The sequence below is a fragment of the Pseudosulfitobacter sp. DSM 107133 genome (assembly GCF_022788695.1).
GTDB lineage: Bacteria > Pseudomonadota > Alphaproteobacteria > Rhodobacterales > Rhodobacteraceae > Pseudosulfitobacter.
This window is the reverse complement of record NZ_CP085154.1, coordinates 418,993-439,845: the sequence shown is the minus strand read 5'-3', so window position 1 is coordinate 439,845 and position 20,853 is coordinate 418,993. Positions and strand designations below refer to the sequence as shown.

21 protein-coding genes are annotated in these 20,853 nt (G+C 62.5%); 10 read left to right on the top strand and 11 right to left on the bottom strand.

Annotated elements, in window-relative coordinates:
• Window positions 1-157 precede the first annotated feature (157 nt).
• Complete coding sequence (locus DSM107133_RS02115) at window positions 158-739, bottom strand: VOC family protein (RefSeq protein WP_114294015.1); 582 nt, start codon at window positions 737-739, stop codon at window positions 158-160.
• 239 nt (window positions 740-978) lie between these two features.
• Between DSM107133_RS02115 and DSM107133_RS02110 the strand changes: the two genes are divergently transcribed.
• The 6 genes from DSM107133_RS02110 (at window position 979) to DSM107133_RS02085 (ending at window position 7,541) form a co-directional block, all read left to right on the top strand.
• Complete coding sequence (locus tag DSM107133_RS02110; RefSeq protein WP_089419045.1) at window positions 979-2,025, top strand: rod shape-determining protein; 1,047 nt, start codon at window positions 979-981, stop codon at window positions 2,023-2,025.
• 90 nt (window positions 2,026-2,115) lie between these two features.
• Window positions 2,116-3,000, top strand: a complete 885-nt coding sequence (gene mreC / locus DSM107133_RS02105) for a rod shape-determining protein MreC (protein ID WP_114294016.1) — start codon at window positions 2,116-2,118, stop codon at window positions 2,998-3,000.
• On the top strand, window positions 2,993-3,532 hold the full coding sequence (locus tag DSM107133_RS02100) for a rod shape-determining protein MreD (protein WP_114294017.1): 540 nt from the start codon (window positions 2,993-2,995) through the stop codon (window positions 3,530-3,532). The genes mreC and DSM107133_RS02100 overlap by 8 nt, the downstream gene beginning before the upstream one ends.
• A complete protein-coding gene (gene mrdA / locus DSM107133_RS02095; protein WP_114294018.1) occupies window positions 3,529-5,472 on the top strand; it encodes a penicillin-binding protein 2 in 1,944 nt (647 codons plus the stop codon). The genes DSM107133_RS02100 and mrdA overlap by 4 nt, the downstream gene beginning before the upstream one ends.
• Window positions 5,469-6,608 (top strand): rod shape-determining protein RodA, encoded by a 1,140-nt coding sequence (gene rodA, locus DSM107133_RS02090; protein ID WP_114294019.1) that lies wholly within the window; start codon window positions 5,469-5,471, stop codon window positions 6,606-6,608. The genes mrdA and rodA overlap by 4 nt, the downstream gene beginning before the upstream one ends.
• A 3-nt stretch (window positions 6,609-6,611) precedes the next feature.
• Complete coding sequence (locus tag DSM107133_RS02085; RefSeq protein ID WP_114294020.1) at window positions 6,612-7,541, top strand: glyoxylate/hydroxypyruvate reductase A; 930 nt, start codon at window positions 6,612-6,614, stop codon at window positions 7,539-7,541.
• Between the two features lie 10 nt (window positions 7,542-7,551).
• Here the strand turns inward: DSM107133_RS02085 and DSM107133_RS02080 are convergent, their stop codons facing one another.
• The 8 genes from DSM107133_RS02080 to DSM107133_RS02045 all read right to left on the bottom strand — a co-directional run bounded on the left by DSM107133_RS02080 (window position 7,552) and on the right by DSM107133_RS02045 (window position 15,486).
• On the bottom strand, window positions 7,552-7,893 hold the full coding sequence (locus DSM107133_RS02080; protein ID WP_114294021.1) for a hypothetical protein: 342 nt from the start codon (window positions 7,891-7,893) through the stop codon (window positions 7,552-7,554).
• On the bottom strand, window positions 7,890-8,822 hold the full coding sequence (locus DSM107133_RS02075; protein ID WP_114294022.1) for a DnaJ C-terminal domain-containing protein: 933 nt from the start codon (window positions 8,820-8,822) through the stop codon (window positions 7,890-7,892). The genes DSM107133_RS02080 and DSM107133_RS02075 overlap by 4 nt, the downstream gene beginning before the upstream one ends.
• Before the next feature lie 97 nt (window positions 8,823-8,919).
• Window positions 8,920-10,932: a M3 family metallopeptidase gene (locus DSM107133_RS02070; protein WP_114294023.1), complete on the bottom strand. Its 2,013-nt coding sequence runs from the start codon at window positions 10,930-10,932 to the stop codon at window positions 8,920-8,922.
• A 76-nt stretch (window positions 10,933-11,008) separates the two neighbouring features.
• Window positions 11,009-12,049 carry a molybdopterin-synthase adenylyltransferase MoeB gene (moeB, locus tag DSM107133_RS02065; protein ID WP_114294024.1) on the bottom strand — a complete coding sequence of 347 codons (1,041 nt, stop codon included), beginning with the start codon at window positions 12,047-12,049 and terminating at the stop codon, window positions 11,009-11,011.
• On the bottom strand, window positions 12,046-12,513 hold the full coding sequence (dut, locus tag DSM107133_RS02060) for a dUTP diphosphatase (RefSeq protein WP_114294025.1): 468 nt from the start codon (window positions 12,511-12,513) through the stop codon (window positions 12,046-12,048). Before dut ends, moeB begins: the two co-directional genes overlap by 4 nt.
• 36 nt (window positions 12,514-12,549) lie before the next feature.
• Window positions 12,550-13,743 (bottom strand): bifunctional phosphopantothenoylcysteine decarboxylase/phosphopantothenate--cysteine ligase CoaBC, encoded by a 1,194-nt coding sequence (gene coaBC / locus DSM107133_RS02055; protein ID WP_114294026.1) that lies wholly within the window; start codon window positions 13,741-13,743, stop codon window positions 12,550-12,552.
• Between the two features lie 76 nt (window positions 13,744-13,819).
• Window positions 13,820-14,611, bottom strand: a complete 792-nt coding sequence (locus tag DSM107133_RS02050) for a ChaN family lipoprotein (RefSeq protein WP_345889595.1) — start codon at window positions 14,609-14,611, stop codon at window positions 13,820-13,822.
• Window positions 14,608-15,486 carry an RNA polymerase factor sigma-32 gene (locus tag DSM107133_RS02045; RefSeq protein ID WP_114294028.1) on the bottom strand — a complete coding sequence of 293 codons (879 nt, stop codon included), beginning with the start codon at window positions 15,484-15,486 and terminating at the stop codon, window positions 14,608-14,610. Before DSM107133_RS02045 ends, DSM107133_RS02050 begins: the two co-directional genes overlap by 4 nt.
• Before the next feature lie 89 nt (window positions 15,487-15,575).
• Between DSM107133_RS02045 and cobU the strand changes: the two genes are divergently transcribed.
• The 4 genes from cobU to DSM107133_RS02025 all read left to right on the top strand — a co-directional run bounded on the left by cobU (window position 15,576) and on the right by DSM107133_RS02025 (window position 19,030).
• A complete protein-coding gene (gene cobU, locus DSM107133_RS02040; protein ID WP_114294029.1) occupies window positions 15,576-16,094 on the top strand; it encodes a bifunctional adenosylcobinamide kinase/adenosylcobinamide-phosphate guanylyltransferase in 519 nt (172 codons plus the stop codon).
• Window positions 16,091-16,669, top strand: a complete 579-nt coding sequence (locus tag DSM107133_RS02035; RefSeq protein ID WP_114294030.1) for a histidine phosphatase family protein — start codon at window positions 16,091-16,093, stop codon at window positions 16,667-16,669. Before cobU ends, DSM107133_RS02035 begins: the two co-directional genes overlap by 4 nt.
• Window positions 16,670-16,729: 60 nt before the next feature.
• Window positions 16,730-17,404, top strand: coding sequence for a glutathione S-transferase (locus DSM107133_RS02030; RefSeq protein WP_114294031.1), 675 nt, complete (start codon window positions 16,730-16,732; stop codon window positions 17,402-17,404).
• A 111-nt stretch (window positions 17,405-17,515) separates the two neighbouring features.
• Window positions 17,516-19,030, top strand: coding sequence for a YifB family Mg chelatase-like AAA ATPase (locus DSM107133_RS02025; RefSeq protein WP_114294032.1), 1,515 nt, complete (start codon window positions 17,516-17,518; stop codon window positions 19,028-19,030).
• Here the strand turns inward: DSM107133_RS02025 and DSM107133_RS02020 are convergent.
• Entirely contained in the window at window positions 18,996-19,910 is a 915-nt protein-coding gene (locus tag DSM107133_RS02020) for an alpha/beta hydrolase (protein WP_114294033.1), read from the bottom strand. The two genes, DSM107133_RS02025 and DSM107133_RS02020, sit on opposite strands and share 35 nt — an antisense overlap.
• Complete coding sequence (gshB, locus tag DSM107133_RS02015) at window positions 19,907-20,842, bottom strand: glutathione synthase (protein WP_114294034.1); 936 nt, start codon at window positions 20,840-20,842, stop codon at window positions 19,907-19,909. Before gshB ends, DSM107133_RS02020 begins: the two co-directional genes overlap by 4 nt.
• Window positions 20,843-20,853: the final 11 nt, after the last annotated feature.

Genomic DNA, 20,853 nt, shown 5'->3' with positions numbered 1-20,853 from the left:
GTCGGAATACGCCTTTGGTCCGCCGCCGACAGGGTGAACCGCAGGTTGTCCAAAATGTACCGCCGGCTTGTGACCTTCACGCCACAAGCCATAAGGCGCTGTACAATCAGCGCCAAGCTTAACGATTATTTATCAATGGCTTGACTGTCTGCCGCTGTCAGTAGGGGTCTTTCGCCTCCCTATTTTCGCTCAGCGACTCTTGTGACCGCAGCACGATGCGCTCAACGGCGTCGGCCAGATGTACTTCGGCGATGTGGTCATCGCCTGCCGCGACCCGGATCTTGTGCGCTTCCATCAGAACGGCGGCATGGCTGGACCCGCGCGGAGGGATGAATTTGTAGCAGGCCAGTTCGATCAGCAACCCGCAGGGGTCTTTGAAATAGATCGAATCCATGAACCCGCGGTCCTTGACGCCCGAATTGCCGATGCCGCGCGCCTTGAGCCGGTCAGGCACCTGCCCGAATGTGGCGCGGTCCACTTCGAACGCCAGATGGTGTACACAGCCCACTTCCATCGGCGTGCGACGGTTGTCGGCCTTGCGGGCGTCGTTGGTAAAGACTGTTATCAGCCGCCCGTCTCCGGGATCGAAATACAAATGCCCCTGATCGGGATCGTCCAGATTGGGCTGATCGAAAATGAACGGCATACCCAACACACCCTCCCAGAAATCAATCGTGGTCTGCCGGTCGGCACCGGTCAAGGTTATGTGATGAACACCCAGAACCTGAAGTTTGCGCATGATTATTCTCCCTTTTTCATCGCGGAACTTAGCACGCGCAGCCCTGTGCGCCATATCCTGTTGGCCGGAGTACGTTTTTGCGATCTGCGCCCAAAGGCTGCGCATCTATCAAGCTGCGCGGGAACCCGCGTAACCAAGACCCAATCGGCCCTTTCGTCTGGCGCGACACATCCCTATAAGTCGAGCGCCCGCAGCAATCATGACTCGCGGGCCAAAACGTATTGACGAAGGGTACGCGCATGTCGTGGTTTGGAAATTTGGGTGGTCTGTTTTCTTCGGATATGGCCATTGATCTCGGAACGGCTAACACTCTGATATACGTAAAAGGCAAGGGCGTCGTTCTGTCCGAGCCTTCGGTTGTGGCCTATCATATCAAGGATGGCGTCAAGAAAGTGCTCGCCGTGGGTGAAGATGCCAAGCTGATGCTGGGCCGGACGCCCGGCAGCATCGAGGCGATCCGCCCGATGCGCGAAGGCGTGATTGCCGACTTTGACACCGCCGAAGAGATGATCAAACATTTCATCCGCAAGGTGCACAAACGATCGACATTTTCCAAACCCAAGATCATCGTCTGCGTGCCCCATGGCGCGACCCCCGTTGAAAAACGCGCAATCCGCCAGTCGGTTCTGTCCGCAGGCGCCCGCCGCGCCGGGCTGATTGCCGAACCGATTGCGGCGGCCATTGGTGCCGGGATGCCCATCACCGACCCGACCGGCAACATGGTCGTGGACATCGGCGGCGGCACAACCGAAGTTGCCGTTCTGTCGCTGGGTGACATTGTTTATGCCCGCTCGGTCCGTGTCGGTGGCGACCGCATGGACGAGGCGATCATCAGCTATCTGCGCCGCCAGCAAAACCTGCTGGTCGGTGAAACCACTGCCGAACGCATCAAGACATCCATCGGCACCGCCCGTATGCCCGACGACGGGCGCGGCACCTCGATGCAAATCCGTGGCCGCGACCTGTTGAACGGTGTGCCCAAGGAAATCGAAGTGACCCAGGCGCAAATCGCCGAAGCGCTGGCCGAACCCGTGCAGCAGATCTGCGAAGCGGTGATGACCGCGCTGGAAACCACGCCGCCCGATCTGGCGGCGGACATTGTCGACCGTGGCGTGATGCTGACAGGCGGCGGGGCGCTGCTGGGTGATCTGGATCTGGCCCTGCGCGAACAGACCGGTCTGGCGGTGTCGATTGCCGACGAATCGCTGAACTGCGTGGCCTTGGGCACCGGCAAGGCGCTGGAGTTCGAAAAGCAGCTGCGTCACGCCATCGACTACGACAGCTAAGCCTTGGGCCCCTTTGCAAAAAGGGGCCATTTGCGGCACAGTCGATGCATACCTTCGCCGCGCCGATCAAACCGCAGGTGAGATTTTACGTTGGCCAAAGACCGTTCCTCATCATCTGATTATGTCGCTCCGATCCGGCGGCTGCTGACGGCTGTTCTGGTTCTGGCGCTGATTGCCACCTTTGTCGTCTGGCGCATCGACAGCCCGCGCGTCGAACGGTTCCGCGCGCAGGTCACGGACCGGATCGTGCCGAATTTCGACTGGGCGATGGCCCCCGTCACCGGCACCATCAATCTGGTGCGCAACTTCCGCAGCTATCAGCGTATCGCGGAACAAAACGCCGAACTGCGCCGCGAGCTGCGCAAGATGCAGGCGTGGAAAGAGGCCGCCGTTCAGCTGGAACAAGAGAACGCGCGGCTGCTGGACCTGAACAACGTGCGGCTGGACCCGCGTTTGACGGTGATTTCCGGCATGGTCCTGGCAGACAGCGGATCGCCTTTTCGCCAATCCGTGTTGCTGAACGTGGGCGCACGCGACGGGCTGGTTGACGGCTGGGCCACAATGGATGGCATCGGCCTTGTCGGGCGTATTTCAGGCGTGGCCGAGAACACGGCGCGGGTGATCCTGTTAACAGATGCCTCAAGCCGCATTCCCGCGACGATCCAGCCGTCGGGACAGCGTGCCATTGTGGCCGGCGACAACAGCCCCAACCCGCCGGTGGATTTTCTGGAAAACCCCGATCTGGTGCGCCCCGGTGACCGTGTGTTTAGCTCGGGCGATGGCGGTGTGTTTCCGGCGGGCCTGCTGATCGGCGAGATAGCCAAAGACCCCGGCGGGCGCTTGCGCGTGCGTCTGGCGGCCGATTACGAGCGGCTCGAATTCCTGCGGGTGCTGCGCCACTATGGCAACGAACCGGTCAGCGACACAGCCCGGATCATAACCCCGGAGCAGGCTACAGGGGCGGTGAATGAGTGAACAGTCACAACCCCGTCTGTGGCTGATGCGTGCCGCTTTTTGCGGGCTGGTGCTGCTGATTCTTTTCTTTCAACTGCTGCCGTTGCAAACCCAGCCGGGACAATGGGCGCCGCCCGACCTGTTGATGGGCTTTGCCTTTGCCTGGTCGGTGCGCCGGCCCGAATATGTGCCCGCCCTGATGTTGGCCGCGCTGCTGTTGCTGGCGGATCTGCTTTTGCAGCGCCCTCCCGGCCTGTATGCTGCGCTGGTGCTGTTGGCTTGCGAAAACCTCAAGGGTCGTGCCCGTGCCTTGCGCGCGTCGACGCTTGTTGCCGAATTGTTGACCGTGGCCATGTTGATGGTCGGGGTCGCTGTGGCGTATCGTCTGGTTCACAAAGTGATGTTGATTGACACAGCACCGATGGGCCTGTCGCTTTTGCAACTGGGGCTGACCATCCTGAGCTATCCCTTGGTGGTGCTGGTCACCCACAGCATCATGCGGGTCCGCAAAACCGGACCGGGCGATCTGGAAACGACAAGAGGCCGCATATGAAACGCACACGCGCCGAGGCCGAAGCCGGCAACCGCACGATTTCGCGCCGCGCCGCCGTTCTGGGCGGCATGCAACTGGCCTTTGTCGGCGGGTTGGCCGCGCGGATGAACTTTTTGCAGGTCGACCAGGCCGATCAGTTCCGGCTGCTGGCCGAAGACAACCGCATCAAGGACAGCCTGATTCCCCCTGCCCGTGGCGAAGTGTTTGATCGCAACGGCGTGCAACTGGCCAAGAATGTCCCGTCCTACCGCATCGTCGTCAAACGCGAGGACATCGGCGATGTCGACGCCGCGCTCGAACGGCTGTCCCGCGTGGTCAAGCTGGATCCTGACGAGCTGGAACGCGCGATGATCGAGATGAAACGCTCGGCCCCGTTCCATCCGATTACCATTGCCGAAAACGTGTCTTGGGAGGATATCAGCCGCGTCAGCGTCAATGCCCCTGCCCTGCCCGGCGTCACACCCGAAGTCGGGCTCAGCCGCATTTACCCGCTGGGTTCGGACTTTGCCCATGTGCTGGGCTATGTCGGACCGGTCAGCGACTATGACCTTGAACAGATCGAAGCGCCCGACCAATTGCTGCTGATTCCACGCTTTCAGATCGGCAAGGTCGGAGTCGAAGCCAAGCAAGAGGAACGTCTGCGCGGCAAGGCCGGCGTGAAACGTGAAGAGGTCAACGCCACGGGCCGCGTCATGCGCGAACTGGACCGCCGCGAGGGGCGACCGGGGGCAGATATTCAGCTGACCATCGACGCAAATCTGCAAAACTACGTTCAGGCCCGGCTGGGCGAAGAAAGCGCCAGCGCGGTGGTGATCGATTGCGAGACCGGCGATCTGGTGGCCATCGCCTCGTCGCCGTCGTTCGACCCCAACCTGTTCGTGCGCGGCATTTCCGTGGCCAATTACAAGGAACTGACTGAAAACCTTCACCGTCCGCTGGCGTCAAAATCAGTGCAGGGGGTTTATCCTCCGGGGTCAACGTTCAAAATGATGACGGCGCTGGCTGCATTGGAAGAGGGCATGGCCCAGCCTGACGAGACGGTCTATTGCCCCGGCTATCTGGAAGTGGCCGATCGTCGCTTTCACTGCTGGAAGCGGGGCGGGCACGGCTATGTCGATCTGCAAAACAGTCTGAAACAGTCCTGCGATGTCTATTATTACGATCTGGCCCTGAAGGTCGGGATCGAGAAGATTTCGGCCATGGCACAACGCTTTGGTCTTGGGGTGCGTCATGATGTGCCGATGTCGGCCATTTCGCAGGGCCTGACGCCGACAAAGGACTGGAAGCGGCGCGTCCACGGCCAGGACTGGGTGATTGGCGACACGGTCAACGCCTCGATCGGTCAGGGCTATATGCTGGCGTCACCGCTGCAACTGGCGGTCATGACCGCCCGTATTGCAACAGGCCGCACTGTGACGCCCCGTCTAGTGAAGTCGGTGGACGGCATCGAAGAGCCGTCAGGCGCCGGTGAAAGCATGGGATTGAACGAAAACAACCTGCGCAAGATGCGCCGCGCGATGTACGATGTGGTGAACGACCGGCGCGGCACGGGCTATGGCAGCCGGATCATCACCGAAGGCATGCGCATGGCAGGCAAAAGCGGCACCAGCCAGGTTCGCAACATCACCGCCGCCGAACGCGCACGCGGTGTTGTCAACAACAACGACCTGCCGTGGGAGCGGCGCGACCATGCGCTGTTCGTAAGCTTTGCCCCCTTCGAAAACCCCAAATATGCCGTCTCCGTCATCGTCGAACATGGCGGTGGCGGGTCGTCCGCTGCGGCGCCGATTGTACGCGATATCACCTTGCAGGCTCTCTATGGCGGTGAGCCGCCGCTTGATGCCTATCCAACCAAAGACCGGGGCCGGATCAAGACCCAGCAAGAGCACCTGCGCAGCGTGCGTCCCCTGGCCGATCTGGGTGGCTCAGATCAGGCATGAGCTATCTTGAATACTCCGTCAAATCCGTCCCCTCGGGATTTCGCAAAATCCTGTATCTGAACTGGCCGCTGACGATCCTGCTGTCGTCCGTCGCCGGTGTCGGCTTTCTGATGCTTTATTCGGTGGCGGGTGGCTCTTATACGCCATGGGCCGAGCCGCAGATGGAACGCTTTGGTGTGGGTCTGGTCCTGATGGTGCTGGTCGGGATGGTGCCGATCTGGTTCTGGCGTTCGGTGTCATCGGTGGCCTATGGCATTTCTGTGATGCTTCTGGTTGCGGTCGAATTGTTCGGGTCTGTCGGGATGGGGGCGCAACGCTGGATTGATCTGGGCTTTATGCGCTTGCAGCCGTCCGAGCTGATGAAGGTCACGCTGGTGATGTTTCTGGCGGCCTATTACGACTGGCTGCCCCCGGCCAAGAAGTCGCGCCCCGTCTGGGTGCTGATACCGGTGGTGATGATATCGATCCCCACGGCACTGGTGCTGGGCCAGCCCGACCTGGGCACCGCCATCCTGTTGCTGGCGGCGGGTGGCGGCCTGATGTTTCTCGCCGGTGTCCACTGGGCCTATTTCGCGGCTGTTCTGGCGGCCGGAATCGGGCTGATTGCCGCTGTGTTCCAGTCGCGCGGCACGCCCTGGCAGTTGATCAAGGATTACCAGTACCGCCGGATCGACACGTTTCTTGATCCCTCCTCGGACCCGCTGGGCGCCGGATATCACATCACACAGTCCAAAATCGCACTGGGATCGGGTGGCTGGACCGGGCGCGGGTTCATGCAGGGCACGCAATCGCGGCTGAACTTCCTTCCCGAAAAACACACCGACTTTATCTTTACCACGCTGGCTGAAGAGTTCGGCTTTGTCGGCGGGTTTTCCCTGCTGGTGCTCTATGCGCTGATCATCTTTTTCTGCGTCGTATCAGCCATCAACAACCGCGACCGGTTTTCGTCGCTGCTGATCCTGGGACTGGCGCTGAACTTTTTCCTCTTTTTCTCGGTGAATATGTCGATGGTCATGGGATTGGCGCCCGTTGTGGGTGTGCCTTTGCCGCTGGTCAGCTATGGTGGCTCGGCAATGCTTGTGCTCATGCTCGCCTTCGGCTTTGTTCAAAGCGCCCATATCCACCGACCAAGGTAATCTATGATCAACGTACTTTTCGCCGCCCAGCCTGACGGTTGGGACAGCTATGAAACCCCGCTGAAACAGGCCATTGCCAATGCGGGTGTCACGGCATTTCTGGCCAGGGATATTCCGCCCGAAGACGTAGATTACATCGTCTATGCGCCCAGCTCTCCCTTGCAGGACTTTACCCCCTACACGCGGGCCAAGGCGGTGCTGAACCTGTGGGCGGGGGTGGAAAAGATCGTGGGCAATCCGACGCTGAACATTCCGCTGACGCGGATGGTCGACAGCGGGTTGAGCCAGGGCATGTGCGAATGGGTCACCGGCCACACCCTGCGTCACCATCTGGGCATGGACGCGCATATCAACTGCGCGCCCGGGCACTGGGTCAACGTGGCCCCGCCGCTGGCATGGGACCGCAAGGTGACGGTGCTGGGGCTGGGCGAACTGGGCACGGCCTGTGCGCAGATGCTGTCACAGATCGGCTTTGACGTCACCGGCTGGTCGCGCAGTGCCAAGGACATTGACGGCATCCGCTGCCTTTCGGGCGATGCGGGTCTGACACAGGCGCTGACGGGGGCGGAGATCGTCGTGCTGCTGTTGCCCGACACCCCCGCGACCGAAAACACGCTGAACGCCGACACGCTGGCGCTGCTGGCGCAGGGTGCGTGTATCATCAACCCTGGACGCGGTCCCCTGATCGACGACGACGCATTGCTGGCGGCACTGGATTCGGGCCAGATCGGCCATGCGACGCTGGACGTGTTCCGCATCGAACCGCTGCCCGAAGCACACCCTTATTGGCACCACCCGCGCGTGACCGTAACGCCGCATGTGGCGGCAGAAACGCGGGCAAAATATTCGGCCCTGACAGTCGCTGAAAACATCCGGCGCGGCGAAGCGGGCGAGCCGCTGCTGCATCTGGTGGATCGCACGGCAGGGTACTGACCCGCCGCGTTCAGTCGCTTGCCGCGCCATCCGCAAAGCGCTGCAACAGGCGTTGTCTGATCTCTGACGGCTCGGCGCCTATCGCCTGCATCACCTGATCCAGCTGGCCGCGTGCGCCGTGCAGCTGGTCCAGCAGCGACATGATGATCACCAGCGCATCCTCGTTCACCTCGAAATCATCCGTCAGCTCGCACAGCAGGGTGATCCGGCGAATGTCCAGGGTGCGGTAGCGTGGCCCGTCAGGGGTGCTGACCGGGGTCACGATGCTGAGCCGCTCAAAATGGCTGAGGCGCTCGGCCGTCAGCGAGGTGACGCTTTCGATCACCTGCGCGCGGGCGTAGACATGTTTCATGCTGTCTCCTTTCCTGCGCGCGGGTCATAGGGGTGATCTGCCCGCCAGTTTTCCATGAAAGTTTTCAGGGCGGCATCAATCTTGGGCGGGCTGACAATGCGCAGCGTGATCCGTTGGTCACCCTTGCCCGCGCGACCTTTGATGCCGCGCCCTTTCAACCTCAGAACCTGCCCCGAGCTGGCACCGGCCGGCACACTGACCTTGACCGTTCCCGACACCGTGCGCACCGGCACCTTGCCGCCCAGAATGGCCTCGTCAATTGTAATGGGCAACGTGACGACAATATCATCTCCGTCACGCTCGAAAGCGGGGTCCGGGATCACGTCCAGCGTGATAAAAGCATCCCCTGGCTGACCGGCTCCGTAGCCGGGCGCACCCTTGCCGCGCAATCTCAAAATCTGGCCGTCACGCGCGCCTTCGGGAATCGTGACTTCGAGCGCGCCGCCATCCGGCAAGGTGATCCGGGTCTTGGTGCCCAGCACGGCATCCAGAAACGGCACACCCAGACGATACTGTCTGTCTTGCCCCGGCACATCACCGGGCGCACCACGTCCTGCGCCGCGATTGCGGGCAAAGTTGGCAAAGAAATCATTCGGGGCGAAACCGCCCTGAAACGGGTTGCCTCCGGCAGCGGTGCGGCGTTGGGTATAGGGATTTTCCGGCCTGCGCGCATCGTCACGATAAAAGCCGCGCGGCGCGTGTTCCGCACCGGATGCGTCGATTTCTCCGGCGTCAAAACGGCGGCGCTGTTCGGGGTCTTTCAACAGATCATAGGCGCGCCCCGCCGCCTTGAACCGCGCCTCGGCCCTTGGGTCATCGGGGTTCAGATCAGGATGGTCCGTGCGCGCGATCTTGCGATAGGCTTTCTTGATTTCGTCGGCAGTGGCCGTTTTGGTCAGACCAAGCGCGGCATAAGGATCTTGTGACATTATCTTCTCCGCATTTGCTTAGGGTCCGGACCCATTAATCTTACGTCGTCAGCGGCCAACCGATGCCGCCGCCCCGAAAGAGCGGCGGCATAGCGCATCACGCCGCCAGACCGCGTCCTTTCAGCAAGGCCTCGACCCCCGGCAAACGCCCTCGAAACGCGGTGTACAGTTCGGCTGCGTCGCGGCTGCCACCTGTGCTTAGGATATTGTCCTCCAGCGCTTTCGCCACCTCTTTGTCGAATGCCCCGCCCGCCTCTTCAAAGGCGGCGAAAGCATCGGCGTCCATCACTTCGGACCACATGTAGCTGTAATAGCCCGACGAATAGCCATCGCCCGAAAACACATGGGCGAAATGCGGCGTCGCGTGGCGCATCCCGATGGCCTGAGGCATGCCCAACCCTTCCAGAATTTCGGCCTGACGCGCCAACGGATCGGCTGGGGCGTCGCCGTCGTGAAACTCCAGATCGACAAGGGCCGAGGCCACATATTCAACGGTCTGAAAGCCCATGTCATAGGTCGCCGCCGCCAGCACCTTGTCCAGCAACACCTGCGGCATCGCCTGCCCGGTATCGGCATGGATGGCAAATGTGCTCAGCACTTCGGGCACGTCCAGCCAGTGTTCGTACAACTGGCTTGGCAACTCGACAAAGTCACGCGCGACGGATGTGCCCGACACGCTTTCATAGGTCACATCCGACAGCATCTGGTGCAGCGCATGGCCGAATTCGTGAAACAGCGTGCGCGCGTCATCATAAGACAGCAGCGCCGGATCGCCCTTGGCAAAGTTGCAGACGTTGATCACCACCGGTGTCTGCACCTGCGGATGTTTCGCCTGTGACCGCATCGCGGAACACCACGCGCCCGAGCGTTTCGAGCCGCGTGCGAAATAGTCGCCGATGAACACCGCGATATGTTCGCCGCCCCGCGTCACGTTCCACGCGCGGCAATCAGGGTGATAGAGCGGTACGTCCAGCGGTTCGAACGACAGGCCAAACAGCCGCGACGCACAGTCAAACGATGCCTCGATCATCCGGTCGAGTTGGAAGTACGGCTTCAGCTCGGCCTCATCCAGATCATGCAGCTGCTGGCGGCGGCGTTCGGAATAGAACCGCCAGTCCCAGGCTTGCAGATCTCCGTTCACCCCGTCCTGCTGCATCATCTGGCCCAACACCCATGCGTCGGCCTCGGCCTGTGCCTTGGCCGGCTCCCAGACCTGCATCAACAAGGCCCGAACCGATGCCGCGTCGCCCGCCATTTCGGTTTCCAGCTTGTAGGCTGCAAAATTCTGATAACCCAACAGCCTGGCACGCTCTTCGCGCAGTTTCAGGATTTCGGCGGCAATCTCGCGGTTGTCGGTCTTGCCGCCATTGGCACCGCGCGCGGCCCATGCCTTGTAAGCCACTTCTCGCAGGTCACGCCGGGTCGAGAATTGCAAAAACGGCACGATCAGCGACCGCGACAGGGTGATCACGGCCCCATCCGCGCCCTTTTCCTTACCTGCTTCCTGTGCTGTACGGATCACGAAATCCGGCAGGCCCGCCATATCGGTCTCGGGCAGGTCCATATGCCAGTCGCGTTCATCCGCCAGCAGGTTCTGCGTAAACTCGGTGCCCAGAACCGCCAGACGCCCCTTGATCTCTTTCATCCGCGCGGCCTCGGCCCCGGTCAGCGCAGCGCCGGCACGGACAAAGCCGCGATGGGTCAGCATCAGCACCCGCGCCTGCTCGTCGCTCAGGTCCAGACTGTCGCGTTGGCCCCAAACCGCGGCCACGCGGGCAAACAGCGCGGTGTTGGCCGAAATATCGGAAAAATGCGCGGCCAGCCGCGGTGAGAATTCACGCTGCAACGCCTCGCGCGCCGGATTGCTGTCCGCCCCTGCGACGGAAAAGAACACGCCCAGAACCTTGTCCAGATCACGCCCGGCGGCCTCAAGCGCGCCGATTACGTTGTCAAAGGTCGGCGCATCGGCATTGCCGGCAATCGCGTCAATCTCGGCGTTATGCGCCGCCAGCGCCTGATCCAGCGCGGGGGTAAAGTCGTCGTCGGAAATGGTATCAAACGGGGCGATCTGGAACGGCGTATCCCATTCGGCAAGCAAGGGGTTGGTCATGTGGGGTCTCCTTTGACCTCAACCTAAACCTTGCCTCGCCACTTGCAATCGCATCCGCCCGATCTGGCGCAGGAAATCACCCCTTGTCGCCGCAAACCGGACAATCGCCGCGCCGCGCCAAAGTGATCTTGCGGCTCTCGCCATAAAGCGCGTCGTAGATCAGCATTTCGCCCCGCAGCGGTGTGCCAGCATTGGTCAGCAGCTTGACCGCCTCGACCGCCATCATCGCCCCGACCACACCGGGCAATGGCCCTAGCACGCCCGCCTCGGCGCAACTAGGGGCCAGTCCGTCGGTGGGGGCCTGCGGGAAAATACACTGGTAACACGGCGCGCCACGGGCGGGGTCAAAGACGCTCAGCTGTCCCTCCCACTGGCTCAGCGCGCCCGAGATCAACGGCACGCCCGCCGCGACCGCCGTGCGGTTGACCAGATAGCGGGTGTCGAAATTGTCGGTGCCGTCCAGCACCAGATCATATTCCGCGACCAGTTCGGCGGCGATGTCCGCGTCAAAGCGGCGGTGATAGGGGCGCACGGTGATGAAGGGGTTCAACGCCTCCAAAGCGGCTTGGGCCGAAAACACCTTGGGCATGCCGATGCGCGCATCTGTGTGGATCACCTGTCGTTGCAGATTGCTGCCTTCGACGACATCGGCGTCGATCACCCCCAGCGTGCCCACGCCTGCGGCAGCAAGATACTGCAAGGCAGGCGCGCCAAGGCCGCCCGCCCCCACGACCAGCACGCGCGCGTTTTTCAACGCCACCTGACCCGGCCCGCCGATTTCGCGCAGCACGATGTGGCGGGAATAGCGGTTCAGTTCGACCTCGGTCATCGGCCCACCGGATGGCGGGGCCGCCTGTTCGCCCATAGCGCGCGCCTTTAACCGCCGCAGGCCCCAACGATAGGCCAGCACCAGCACGACAAAGCCGCCAAGGATCAACCACAGCGCCGCGCTCTCGCCTGTGGCCAGACGCAAGGGATGCGCATCCGGCAGCACCAGATGCAGCGCCAGAACCGCCACATACAGCAGCAGGACCATATTCAGCCGCACCGCGCGCGGCGCGCCCATCATCGCCCCCACGCCCCACAGCGCCGCAGCAAGGCCCAGAACCAATATCATTGCGCGCCCGTCGACCCAAAGCCGCCGGTGCCGCGCGCTGTGTCGTCCAGCACCTCGACCAGATCAAACCGCGCCTGCACCACGGGGGCCACCACCATCTGCGCGATGCGCATCCCGTGCTCGACCACAAAGTCGGCATCGCCGAGATTGATCATGATCACCCCCAACGGTCCGCGATAATCGCTGTCTATGGTCCCGGGTGTGTTCACCAGAGTCACCCCGTGTTTCAACGCCAGCCCCGAGCGGGGCCGCACCTGCACCTCGAAACCGTCAGGAATCGCCAGCCGCAGCCCCGTCGGCACCAGCGCCCGCGCGCCGGGTTTCAGCACCACAGCCGTTTGATCCACAAAATTCGCCCGCAGGTCTGCACCCGCGGCGCCCGAAGTTTCGTAAGATGGCAAACCCAGATCGGTATCTGCGCCCGCATCCCAGACAAATTGCAACGTCACAGCTTCATTCTTCATCTTGCCCAGAAAACTCCCGCCGGAGGCATAAAAGTTCTATTCCAAGGCGTCCGCAATCCGCGCCGCCAGCTTTTGTGCCACCGCACCCTTGCCCATACGCGGCCAATCCTCGACGCCCGCATCCGAGATCAGATGCACCGCATTTTCACTGCCCCCCATGATCCCCGTCTCGGGCGACACGTCATTGGCCACGATCCAGTCGCAGCCCTTGCGCTTGCGTTTGGCGGTGGCATTTTCGACCACGTCATTGGTCTCGGCGGCAAAGCCCACGACCAGCCCGGGCCGCCCCTGCGTCATTTGCGAGACTGTCGCCAGAATGTCGGGATTCTCGGCAAACTCCAGCTTCGGCATTCCGTCCTTGGTTTTCTTCAGCTTCCGGTCCGACGCAGACGCCACCCGCCAGTCGGCCACAGCCGCCGCGAAAACGGCCGCGTCACAGGGCAGCGCCGCCTGCACGGCCTGCAACATCTGCTGTGCGGTCTGCACCCTGACCACCTGCACCCCCGCAGGCGGGGGTACATCCGCGGGGCCGGTGACAAAGACCACCTCGGCCCCCAAAGCGGCCAGTGCAGCCGCCAGCGCCGTACCTTGGGCACCGGACGAGCGGTTGGCGATATAGCGCACCGGATCAATAGGCTCGTGCGTCGGCCCTGACGTGACCAGCACCCGTTTGCCCGCCAGCGGCCCACCGTCCAGCGCGCCTTCAAGGGCGGCGACAATCTCCAGCGGTTCTGCCATGCGCCCCGGCCCGAATTCGCCGCAAGCCATGTCGCCGTCGTTCGGCCCGATCACCGCAATGCCGTCCCCGCGCAGGGTCGCCAGATTGCGCCGGGTCGCGGGGTGGTCCCACATCCGCACGTTCATCGCGGGCGCGATCATCACGGGCGTGTCGGTGGCCAACAGCAGCGTCGACGCCAGATCATTCGCCAGCCCCTGCGCCATCTTCGCCATCAAATCCGCCGTTGCCGGAGCCACCAGCACCAGATCGGCCGAGCGCGACAGCTGGATATGGCCCATCTCGGCCTCATCCGTCAGGTCGAACAGATCGCGATACACTTTGGTCCCGGCCAGTGCCGAGACAGACAAAGGCGTGACAAATTCGGCCCCGGCCTGCGTCAGCACAGGCGTGACCATCGCGCCGCGTTCACGCAGCCGCCGGATCAGGTCCAGCGACTTGAACGCCGCAATCCCGCCGCCGATGATCAGAAGAATTCTTTTGCCGTTCAGCATCCTGCGTCCCCGCTGCCGTCACTTTCGCCCAACCATATGCCGCACATGCGCATTCTGCCAGCCCGTAAGCGCTGCCCTATTCAAAGGCCGCGCAGGGGTCGGGGCGCGTCTGTGCCGCACTGTCCCACACCGCATCGAACCCGCCATCGGGGACTTCGCCCGCTTCGCCCTGTCCGATGGTGCGCACAGGGGTGCCGGGCGCAACCTGTGCCAGATAGCTTGGCACGCCCCAATCCTTGCGCGCGTGGCCGTTGCCGGTGATCACGACAACCGGCCCGCCGGTGTCGGCCAACGCCTTGACCGCCGCCTGCGCCAGTGTCGCATCGCGCAGCCGCTGAACCTTGACCATTCCGGGCAGCAACTTTTTGGGCAGCGCATCGCAATGGGCGGCCCGCTGTAGCGCCTCGCGCGCACTTTGCTCTGCATCGCTCAGGTCGCGGTCCAGCCCATAGGCCGGGGCCGCGTCAAAGACCGCACCCAACGGCCCTTTTACAGCGCGGCTGGCCATATCACGCGGAACGGCAGCGCCGTAGCTGACAGCGTCAGAGGCCGCTGCAAAAATGGGATGGTACATAGAGAAATCCGGCCATCCCGCCTCGGCCCAGCCCAGTGTTTCGGCCATCTTGTCAGCGTCCGCAATCAATGCGGGCGTGACCATGGCCGCCTGTGCAGGCGTCAGCATTTCCCAGACAATCGCCCTGGGATGCACCTGCGCCACCACTGCGGCCTGTGCCGCGTGATGGGCCGGATTGTCGTGTACCTCGCCAACAATCACAATGTCGGCCTCCGACACATCAGCAGGTTCAAAAGCAAAGGCCGCCCCGGCAAGGACGGCCCACGACAGCAGTGCGGGAATCATATGTCTCATAAGAGGAAGTGATGCACTTCCCGGCTCTGTGTCTCCAGCGATTTCCGCATCTTGGCAAAAGCGGCGGCTTCCAGCTGACGCACCCGCTCTTTGCTCAGCGACAGTTCCTGCCCCAGACTTTCCAGTGTGCGCACCTCATCGCGCAACTTTCGTTCGCGCACGATGAACCGTTCACGCTCGTTCAGCGCATTCATCGCCATCAGCAACCATTCGCGCAACTGCGCCGTATCATGTTCGTTTTCGACCAGCTCGGCGGCTTGCGCGCCATCATCTTCCAGCGCGTCAATCCATTCGCGCCCTTCGTCCTCGGACGATTGCGTGGCGTTCAGCGAATAGTCCGATCCACCCAAACGCCCCTCCATCATTTCCACGTCCCGCAGCGGCACGCCGATCTCGGTCGAAATCATCTGCCGCAACTGGTGCCGGTCCAGCGTTTCCCCCGCCGCGGCGCTTTCACGCTCCAGCCGCGCCTGAACGCGGCGCATATTGAAGAACAGGGATTTCTGGGAAGAGGTCGAGCCCGTGCGCACCATCGACCAGTTACGCATGACGTAATCCTGAATCGACGCCTTGATCCACCAGACCGCATAAGTCGAAAACCGCACCCCACGATCCGGGTCGAATTTGTCAGCGGCTTTCATCAGGCCCAGACCCGCTTCCTGGATCAGGTCGTTCATCGGCGCGCCGTAGCGTTTGAACTTTGATGCCATCGAAATGGCCAGCCGCATATAGGCCGTAATCAGCCGGTGCAGCGCTGCCTCGTCACGTTCGTCGCGCCACGCATAGGCCAGCTTCAATTCGGTTTCCGCGTCCAGTAATTCGGCCTTCATCGCGGTGCGGGACAGTGAAACATCCCTTGCGTTGTCCAGTGCCATAATGACGTCTCCCCGATCGCTGCTTGTTATGCGGTGTTGACTTAATTACGCATCAGCACAGGGTTTGGTTCACTCGAAAGGTGAAAAATATGTTGCCTTCGACAACTTTCGTTTTAGGTGGGGCTGCTTCGGGCAAATCCGTCTTTGCAGAAAACGTAATAGTTAACAGCGGCTTAACTCCTGTCTACCTGGCCACGGCCCGCATATGGGACGCCGAAATAAAGTCGCGTGTGCAAATCCACCGTGACCGGCGCACTTCCGCTTGGATCAATTGCGAAGCCACCCACGATCTGGCCCCTGTCCTGTCCGAGCGCCGCGCGGGCGAGGCCGTTTTGATCGATTGTGCAACCATGTGGCTGACGAACCATTTTATGGATGGCGCCGATCTGCAACTTGCGCAAACGGCCTTGCTGCAAGCGCTTGCAGATTGCGCTGTACCTGTCGTCATGGTTTCCAACGAAGTGGGCCAGGGCATTGTCCCCGCCGATGCCGAAACCCGCGCCTTTCGCGAGGCCCAGGGGCGGCTGAACATCGCGCTGGCCGCACAGGCCGACACCGCAGTTCAAGTCATAGCGGGCCTGCCCAACATCCTGAAAGGCACCCTATGACCACATGGCACTGGGTACGGCACGGCCCGACCCATCAGAAAACATTTGTCGGCTGGCGCGACGTGCCCGCCGATCTGTCCGACAGCGCGCAGATTGCGCGGATACAGGCGTTTTTGCCTGAAGACGCGCTGGTCATCTCGTCCGACCTGATCCGCGCGCATGCCACGGCCGATGCGATTGCGGGCGGTCGCACCCGCCTGCGTTCGGACCCGATGCTGCGCGAATTCCACTTTGGCGCATGGGACAACTGGCATTTCGCCCGCGTCAGCGATGCCTACCCCGACCTCAGCCGCGCCTATTGGGAAGACCCCGGCGACATTCTCCCCCCCGGCGGTGAAAGCTGGAACATGGCCGCCGCCCGCGTCGCCACCGCCGTGCGCCGGATCAGCGCGCAACATCCCGCACAGCACATCATTGCCGTGGCCCACATCGGCGTGATCCTGACGCAGGTTCAGGCGGCGATGGGCTGGACGCCCAAACAGGCGCTGTCCCACAAGATCGACAACCTGTCGGTGACCCGTATCGACGGGCCAGATGCGGCAAACCCTGTCCCGCTGCTTAATCACCTTCCGTGATGGACGTCCGCACAAAACAGCGATTTACCTGTCAGGAATCACGCGGTTAACGTTCACGCCATGACATATGATCTTTATATCGGTGACCGCACTTTTTCGAGCTGGTCCTTACGCGGTTGGCTCATGCTCGAGAAATTCGGCCTGCCCTTCCGCACGCACCTTGTTGGCCTTTATGGCGGCACAATGGCCGCTGATATGGCGCATCTGGCCCCCGCAAAACTGGTGCCCGCCCTGCAACTGCCCGACGGCACGGTGGTGGGCGAAAGCATGGCGATTGCCGAGACACTGGCCGAGCGTCACCCCGACGCAGGCCTGTGGCCCGCCGATCCCGCCGCACGCGCCACCGCACGGATGCTTTGCGCCGAAATGGCCGCAGGCTTTGGTGCATTGCGCAACCAGTGCCCGATGCAACTGCAACACGTCAACACGGGCTTTCAACCCTCCGAGGCGACCCGCGCCGATCTGGCCCGCATCGAAACACTGTGGACCCACGCGCGCAGCTTTGCCTCAGACGGTCCGTGGCTGTTCGGGGCCTACAGCCTGGCCGATGCCTTTTACGCGCCGGTCTGCGCCCGCATCATCGGCTATGATCTGCCCGTGTCCGAGGCCGCCCGCGCCTATTGCGCGACAACCCTTTCCGATCCTGCGTTCAAGGCCTGGCGCGCGGAGGGGCTGAAGACCACATATGATCCCTTCCCCTATGATATGGGCACACCGATCGCAAACTGGCCCTGATCTTTCTTTTGGCCCTAAATATCCAATCCCGATGCCCGCCTCCCCACGGCGGGCATTAACCATTCGTAAACGCCCACCCTCTACCGATTAACCATATCGCAGAGGGATAGAATGGTCGCACGCGCCTATACCGTGGCATTTCAGGGGGTCGAGGCCCGCCCCGTCGAAGTGCAATGCGCCCTGTCGCCGGGGCTGCCTGCGTTCTCAATCGTCGGCCTGCCCGACAAGGCCGTGTCCGAAGCCCGCGACCGCGTGCGCGCGGCGCTGGGGGCAATGGCTATCGCCCTGCCCTCACGGCGGATCACCGTGAACCTGTCGCCTGCGGACCTGCCAAAGGAAGGGTCGCATTTTGACCTGCCCATCGCACTGGCGCTACTGGCCGCACTCGACATCATCCCCAAGGACACCACCGAGGGCGTCGTTGCTTTGGGAGAGCTGTCGCTGGATGGAACGCTGGTTCCTGTCATCGGCGCCCTGCCCGCCGCCATGGCCGCCGCCGCAGACGACCGCACGCTGCTGTGCCCCGCCGCCTCGGGTGCCGAAGCCGCCTGGGTGTCCGCAACCAAAGTGATTGCCGCACCAGATCTGGGCGCAGCCGTACGCCATTTTACGGGCCAGTCCCTGATTGAACCCAGCACGCCCGGAGAAGTCACGCCAGATGATCCCCTGAAAGACATGCGCGACGTCAAAGGGCAGGAACGTGCCAAACGCGCGCTGGAAATCGCCGCCGCAGGGCGGCACCACCTGATCCTTGTCGGTACGCCGGGGTCGGGCAAATCCATGCTGGCCGCGCGGCTGTCGGGTATCCTTCCACCGCTGACCCCCTCCGAGGCGCTGGAGACCTCGATGATCCATTCGCTGGCGGGCCTTCTGGACGCAGGCGGCATTTCCCGCGCACGCCCCTTCCGAGAACCGCACCACACTGCGTCGATGGCCGCGATCATCGGGGGCGGGCGCAGCGCGAAACCGGGCGAGGTGTCGCTGGCCCACAACGGCGTGCTGTTCATGGATGAGTTCCCCGAGTTTCCCCGCACCGTGCTGGAAACCCTGCGCCAGCCCATCGAGACCGGCGAGGTAATGATCGCGCGCGCCAATGCCCATGTGAAATACCCCTGTGCTTTCATGTTGGTCGCCGCCGCCAACCCCTGCAAATGTGGCTATCTGACAGACCCGGATCGCGCCTGTGCACGCGTCCCGATCTGTGGCGAGGATTACATGGGCCGCATTTCCGGCCCGCTTATGGACCGGTTCGACCTGCGCGTGGACGTGCCGCCCGTGCGCTACACCGACCTGGACCTTCCCGCATCGGGCGACACCTCGGCGCAGATTGCCGCACGCGTCAAAGCGGCGCGCGACCTCCAGATCGCGCGGTTCGAAGGGCGCGCCGACATGCGATCCAACGCCGACGCCGAAGGGGAAATCCTAAAGGAAATCGCGACACCCGACGCCGAAGGCAGCGCCCTTCTGAGCCGTGTGGCGGAACGCTTTGCCCTGTCCGCGCGCGGCTATCACCGCGTCCTGCGCGTCGCGCGCACCATCGCCGATCTGGACGGATCAGCGGACGTCTGTCACCGCCACGTTGCCGAAGCGGTCAGCTACCGGGTGCCGCATCCCAACGGGAGTTGATCCAGCCCGCCAGATTATCAAGCGTCGCGCGCGCTTCGGGCAACATGTTGTGAAACATCGGCCAAACGTGAGGCAGGTCATGGGCAATGTGCATCTGTACCCGCACGCCCTGCGCCCGCATGTGCGGCACGATCCGACGGGCATCGTCCAGCAGGATTTCAGTATCGCCGACCGTGATCCAGACAGGTGGTGCGCCCGTGAAATCCGCAAAAAGCGGGCTCACGCGCGGATCGTCGGCAGCTGTGTCTGCCAGATAGCCCGCTGCCAGCTCGGCCACACGGCCCGCGGGCAACACCGCCTCGCGGTCTGCATTCACCCGCAGGCTTGCACCCGAAAACGTCAAGTCTGTCAGCGGCGAAAAGGCAAAAACGCCACGCGGCAAATCAGCCCCGGCAGCGATCAGGCGCGCCAGCAAGGCCAGCACCAGACCACCGCCTGCGCTGTCTCCGCCCATCACAATATGATCGGCCGAAACGCCGGAGGCCAAAAGCGCATGATAAGCATCCTCGGCCCGGTCCAGCGCTGCGGGAAAAGGATGTTCCGGGGCAAGCGGATAGACCGGCAAAACCGCGCGGACGCCCGACGCCTTGGCCAGAACCGAAACCATCGCCGCATGGGTGCGCGGGCTGCCAAAAACATAGCCCCCGCCATGAAAATAAAGCACAATATTGCCGCAGTTCGCCTCTGCCGGTTCCAGCCAAAGCGCCGTGTCCGCGCCCAGATCATGCCATCGCTGGGCAACTTCGCGCGGACCATGAAAGAAGAAACGCGCGTTCCGTTCCAGCCTGCGGCGTATGACCCCGGGCGAGGCGGCATGGGTCAGGCTGCGCTTTTCAACCAGACGCAGCCACCCGTTCAACAGGGGCCGTTGCCAGCTCATGCCCGTTTGGCTTCGATCGCTTCCCAAATCTTGGCGGCGATGTTGACGCCGTCGAACCGTTCCAGTTCCTGAATGCCCGTGGGCGAGGTCACGTTGATCTCGGTCAGATAGTCACCGATCACATCGATGCCGACAAAAACCTGCCCCCGCTCTTTCAGCAAGGGGCCAATCGCCGCGCAAATCTCGTGGTCACGGTCGGTCAGACCCACCTTTTCGGGGCGCCCGCCCACATGCATGTTCGACCGGGTCTCGCCCTCGGCCGGCACCCGGTTGATTGCACCGACAGCCTCGCCATCAACCAGAATCACCCGCTTGTCGCCCTTGCTGACCGCTGGCAGGAATTTCTGCACGATCAACGGCTCGCGGCTGAAGCCGGTGAACAGTTCGTGCAGGCTGCTCAGGTTGCGGTCATTCGCGTCCAGCCGGAACACGCCTGCACCGCCGTTGCCGTAAAGCGGCTTGAGGATGACATCGCCATGCTTGGCCTTGAACGCCTTGATGGTATCCAGATCACGCGCAATCGTGGTGGGCGGCGTCAGCTGCGGGAAATCCAGCACCAGCAGCTTTTCCGGAAAGTTGCGCACCCAGAACGGATCATTCACCACCAGCGTCGTCTCTTTCAGACGATCCAGAAGGTGTGTCGACGTGATGTAGTGCATGTCAAAAGGCGGGTCTTGCCGCAGCCAGACCACGTCAAACTCGGACAGATCGACCTCGCGCATCTCGCCCAGCTGCGCATGGTCGCCTTGCACCCGCTGCACGGTAAAATCCTGCCCCCGTGCGGTGATGCGACCCTCTTGATAGGCCAGGTGGTCCGGCGTGTAGAAAAACAGCGAATGCCCCCGCGCCTGTGCCTCTTCGGCGAGACGGAAACTGCTGTCTGCGTTGATATTCACGTCCCCGATAGGGTCCATCTGAAAGGCGATCTTCATCGCGGCACCTC

Excerpts from the sequence above, each read along its gene's own strand:
- DSM107133_RS02045 (WP_114294028.1), bottom strand. The coding sequence starts at position 15,486 with ATGGCACTGGACAACGCAAGGGATGTTTCACTGTCCCGCACCGCGATG.
- DSM107133_RS02050 (WP_345889595.1), bottom strand. The coding sequence starts at position 14,611 with ATGAGACATATGATTCCCGCACTGCTGTCGTGGGCCGTCCTTGCCGGG.
- rodA (WP_114294019.1), top strand. The coding sequence starts at position 5,469 with ATGAGCTATCTTGAATACTCCGTCAAATCCGTCCCCTCGGGATTTCGC.
- DSM107133_RS02030 (WP_114294031.1), top strand. The coding sequence starts at position 16,730 with ATGACATATGATCTTTATATCGGTGACCGCACTTTTTCGAGCTGGTCC.
- DSM107133_RS02020 (WP_114294033.1), bottom strand. The coding sequence starts at position 19,910 with ATGAGCTGGCAACGGCCCCTGTTGAACGGGTGGCTGCGTCTGGTTGAA.
- DSM107133_RS02035 (WP_114294030.1), top strand. The coding sequence starts at position 16,091 with ATGACCACATGGCACTGGGTACGGCACGGCCCGACCCATCAGAAAACA.
- coaBC (WP_114294026.1), bottom strand. The coding sequence starts at position 13,743 with ATGCTGAACGGCAAAAGAATTCTTCTGATCATCGGCGGCGGGATTGCG.
- moeB (WP_114294024.1), bottom strand. The coding sequence starts at position 12,049 with ATGATATTGGTTCTGGGCCTTGCTGCGGCGCTGTGGGGCGTGGGGGCG.
- DSM107133_RS02070 (WP_114294023.1), bottom strand. The coding sequence starts at position 10,932 with ATGACCAACCCCTTGCTTGCCGAATGGGATACGCCGTTCCAGATCGCC.
- dut (WP_114294025.1), bottom strand. The coding sequence starts at position 12,513 with ATGAAGAATGAAGCTGTGACGTTGCAATTTGTCTGGGATGCGGGCGCA.
- DSM107133_RS02115 (WP_114294015.1), bottom strand. The coding sequence starts at position 739 with ATGCGCAAACTTCAGGTTCTGGGTGTTCATCACATAACCTTGACCGGT.
- DSM107133_RS02110 (WP_089419045.1), top strand. The coding sequence starts at position 979 with ATGTCGTGGTTTGGAAATTTGGGTGGTCTGTTTTCTTCGGATATGGCC.
- DSM107133_RS02080 (WP_114294021.1), bottom strand. The coding sequence starts at position 7,893 with ATGAAACATGTCTACGCCCGCGCGCAGGTGATCGAAAGCGTCACCTCG.
- DSM107133_RS02075 (WP_114294022.1), bottom strand. The coding sequence starts at position 8,822 with ATGTCACAAGATCCTTATGCCGCGCTTGGTCTGACCAAAACGGCCACT.
- mrdA (WP_114294018.1), top strand. The coding sequence starts at position 3,529 with ATGAAACGCACACGCGCCGAGGCCGAAGCCGGCAACCGCACGATTTCG.
- DSM107133_RS02100 (WP_114294017.1), top strand. The coding sequence starts at position 2,993 with ATGAGTGAACAGTCACAACCCCGTCTGTGGCTGATGCGTGCCGCTTTT.
- cobU (WP_114294029.1), top strand. The coding sequence starts at position 15,576 with ATGTTGCCTTCGACAACTTTCGTTTTAGGTGGGGCTGCTTCGGGCAAA.
- DSM107133_RS02085 (WP_114294020.1), top strand. The coding sequence starts at position 6,612 with ATGATCAACGTACTTTTCGCCGCCCAGCCTGACGGTTGGGACAGCTAT.
- DSM107133_RS02025 (WP_114294032.1), top strand. The coding sequence starts at position 17,516 with ATGGTCGCACGCGCCTATACCGTGGCATTTCAGGGGGTCGAGGCCCGC.
- gshB (WP_114294034.1), bottom strand. The coding sequence starts at position 20,842 with ATGAAGATCGCCTTTCAGATGGACCCTATCGGGGACGTGAATATCAAC.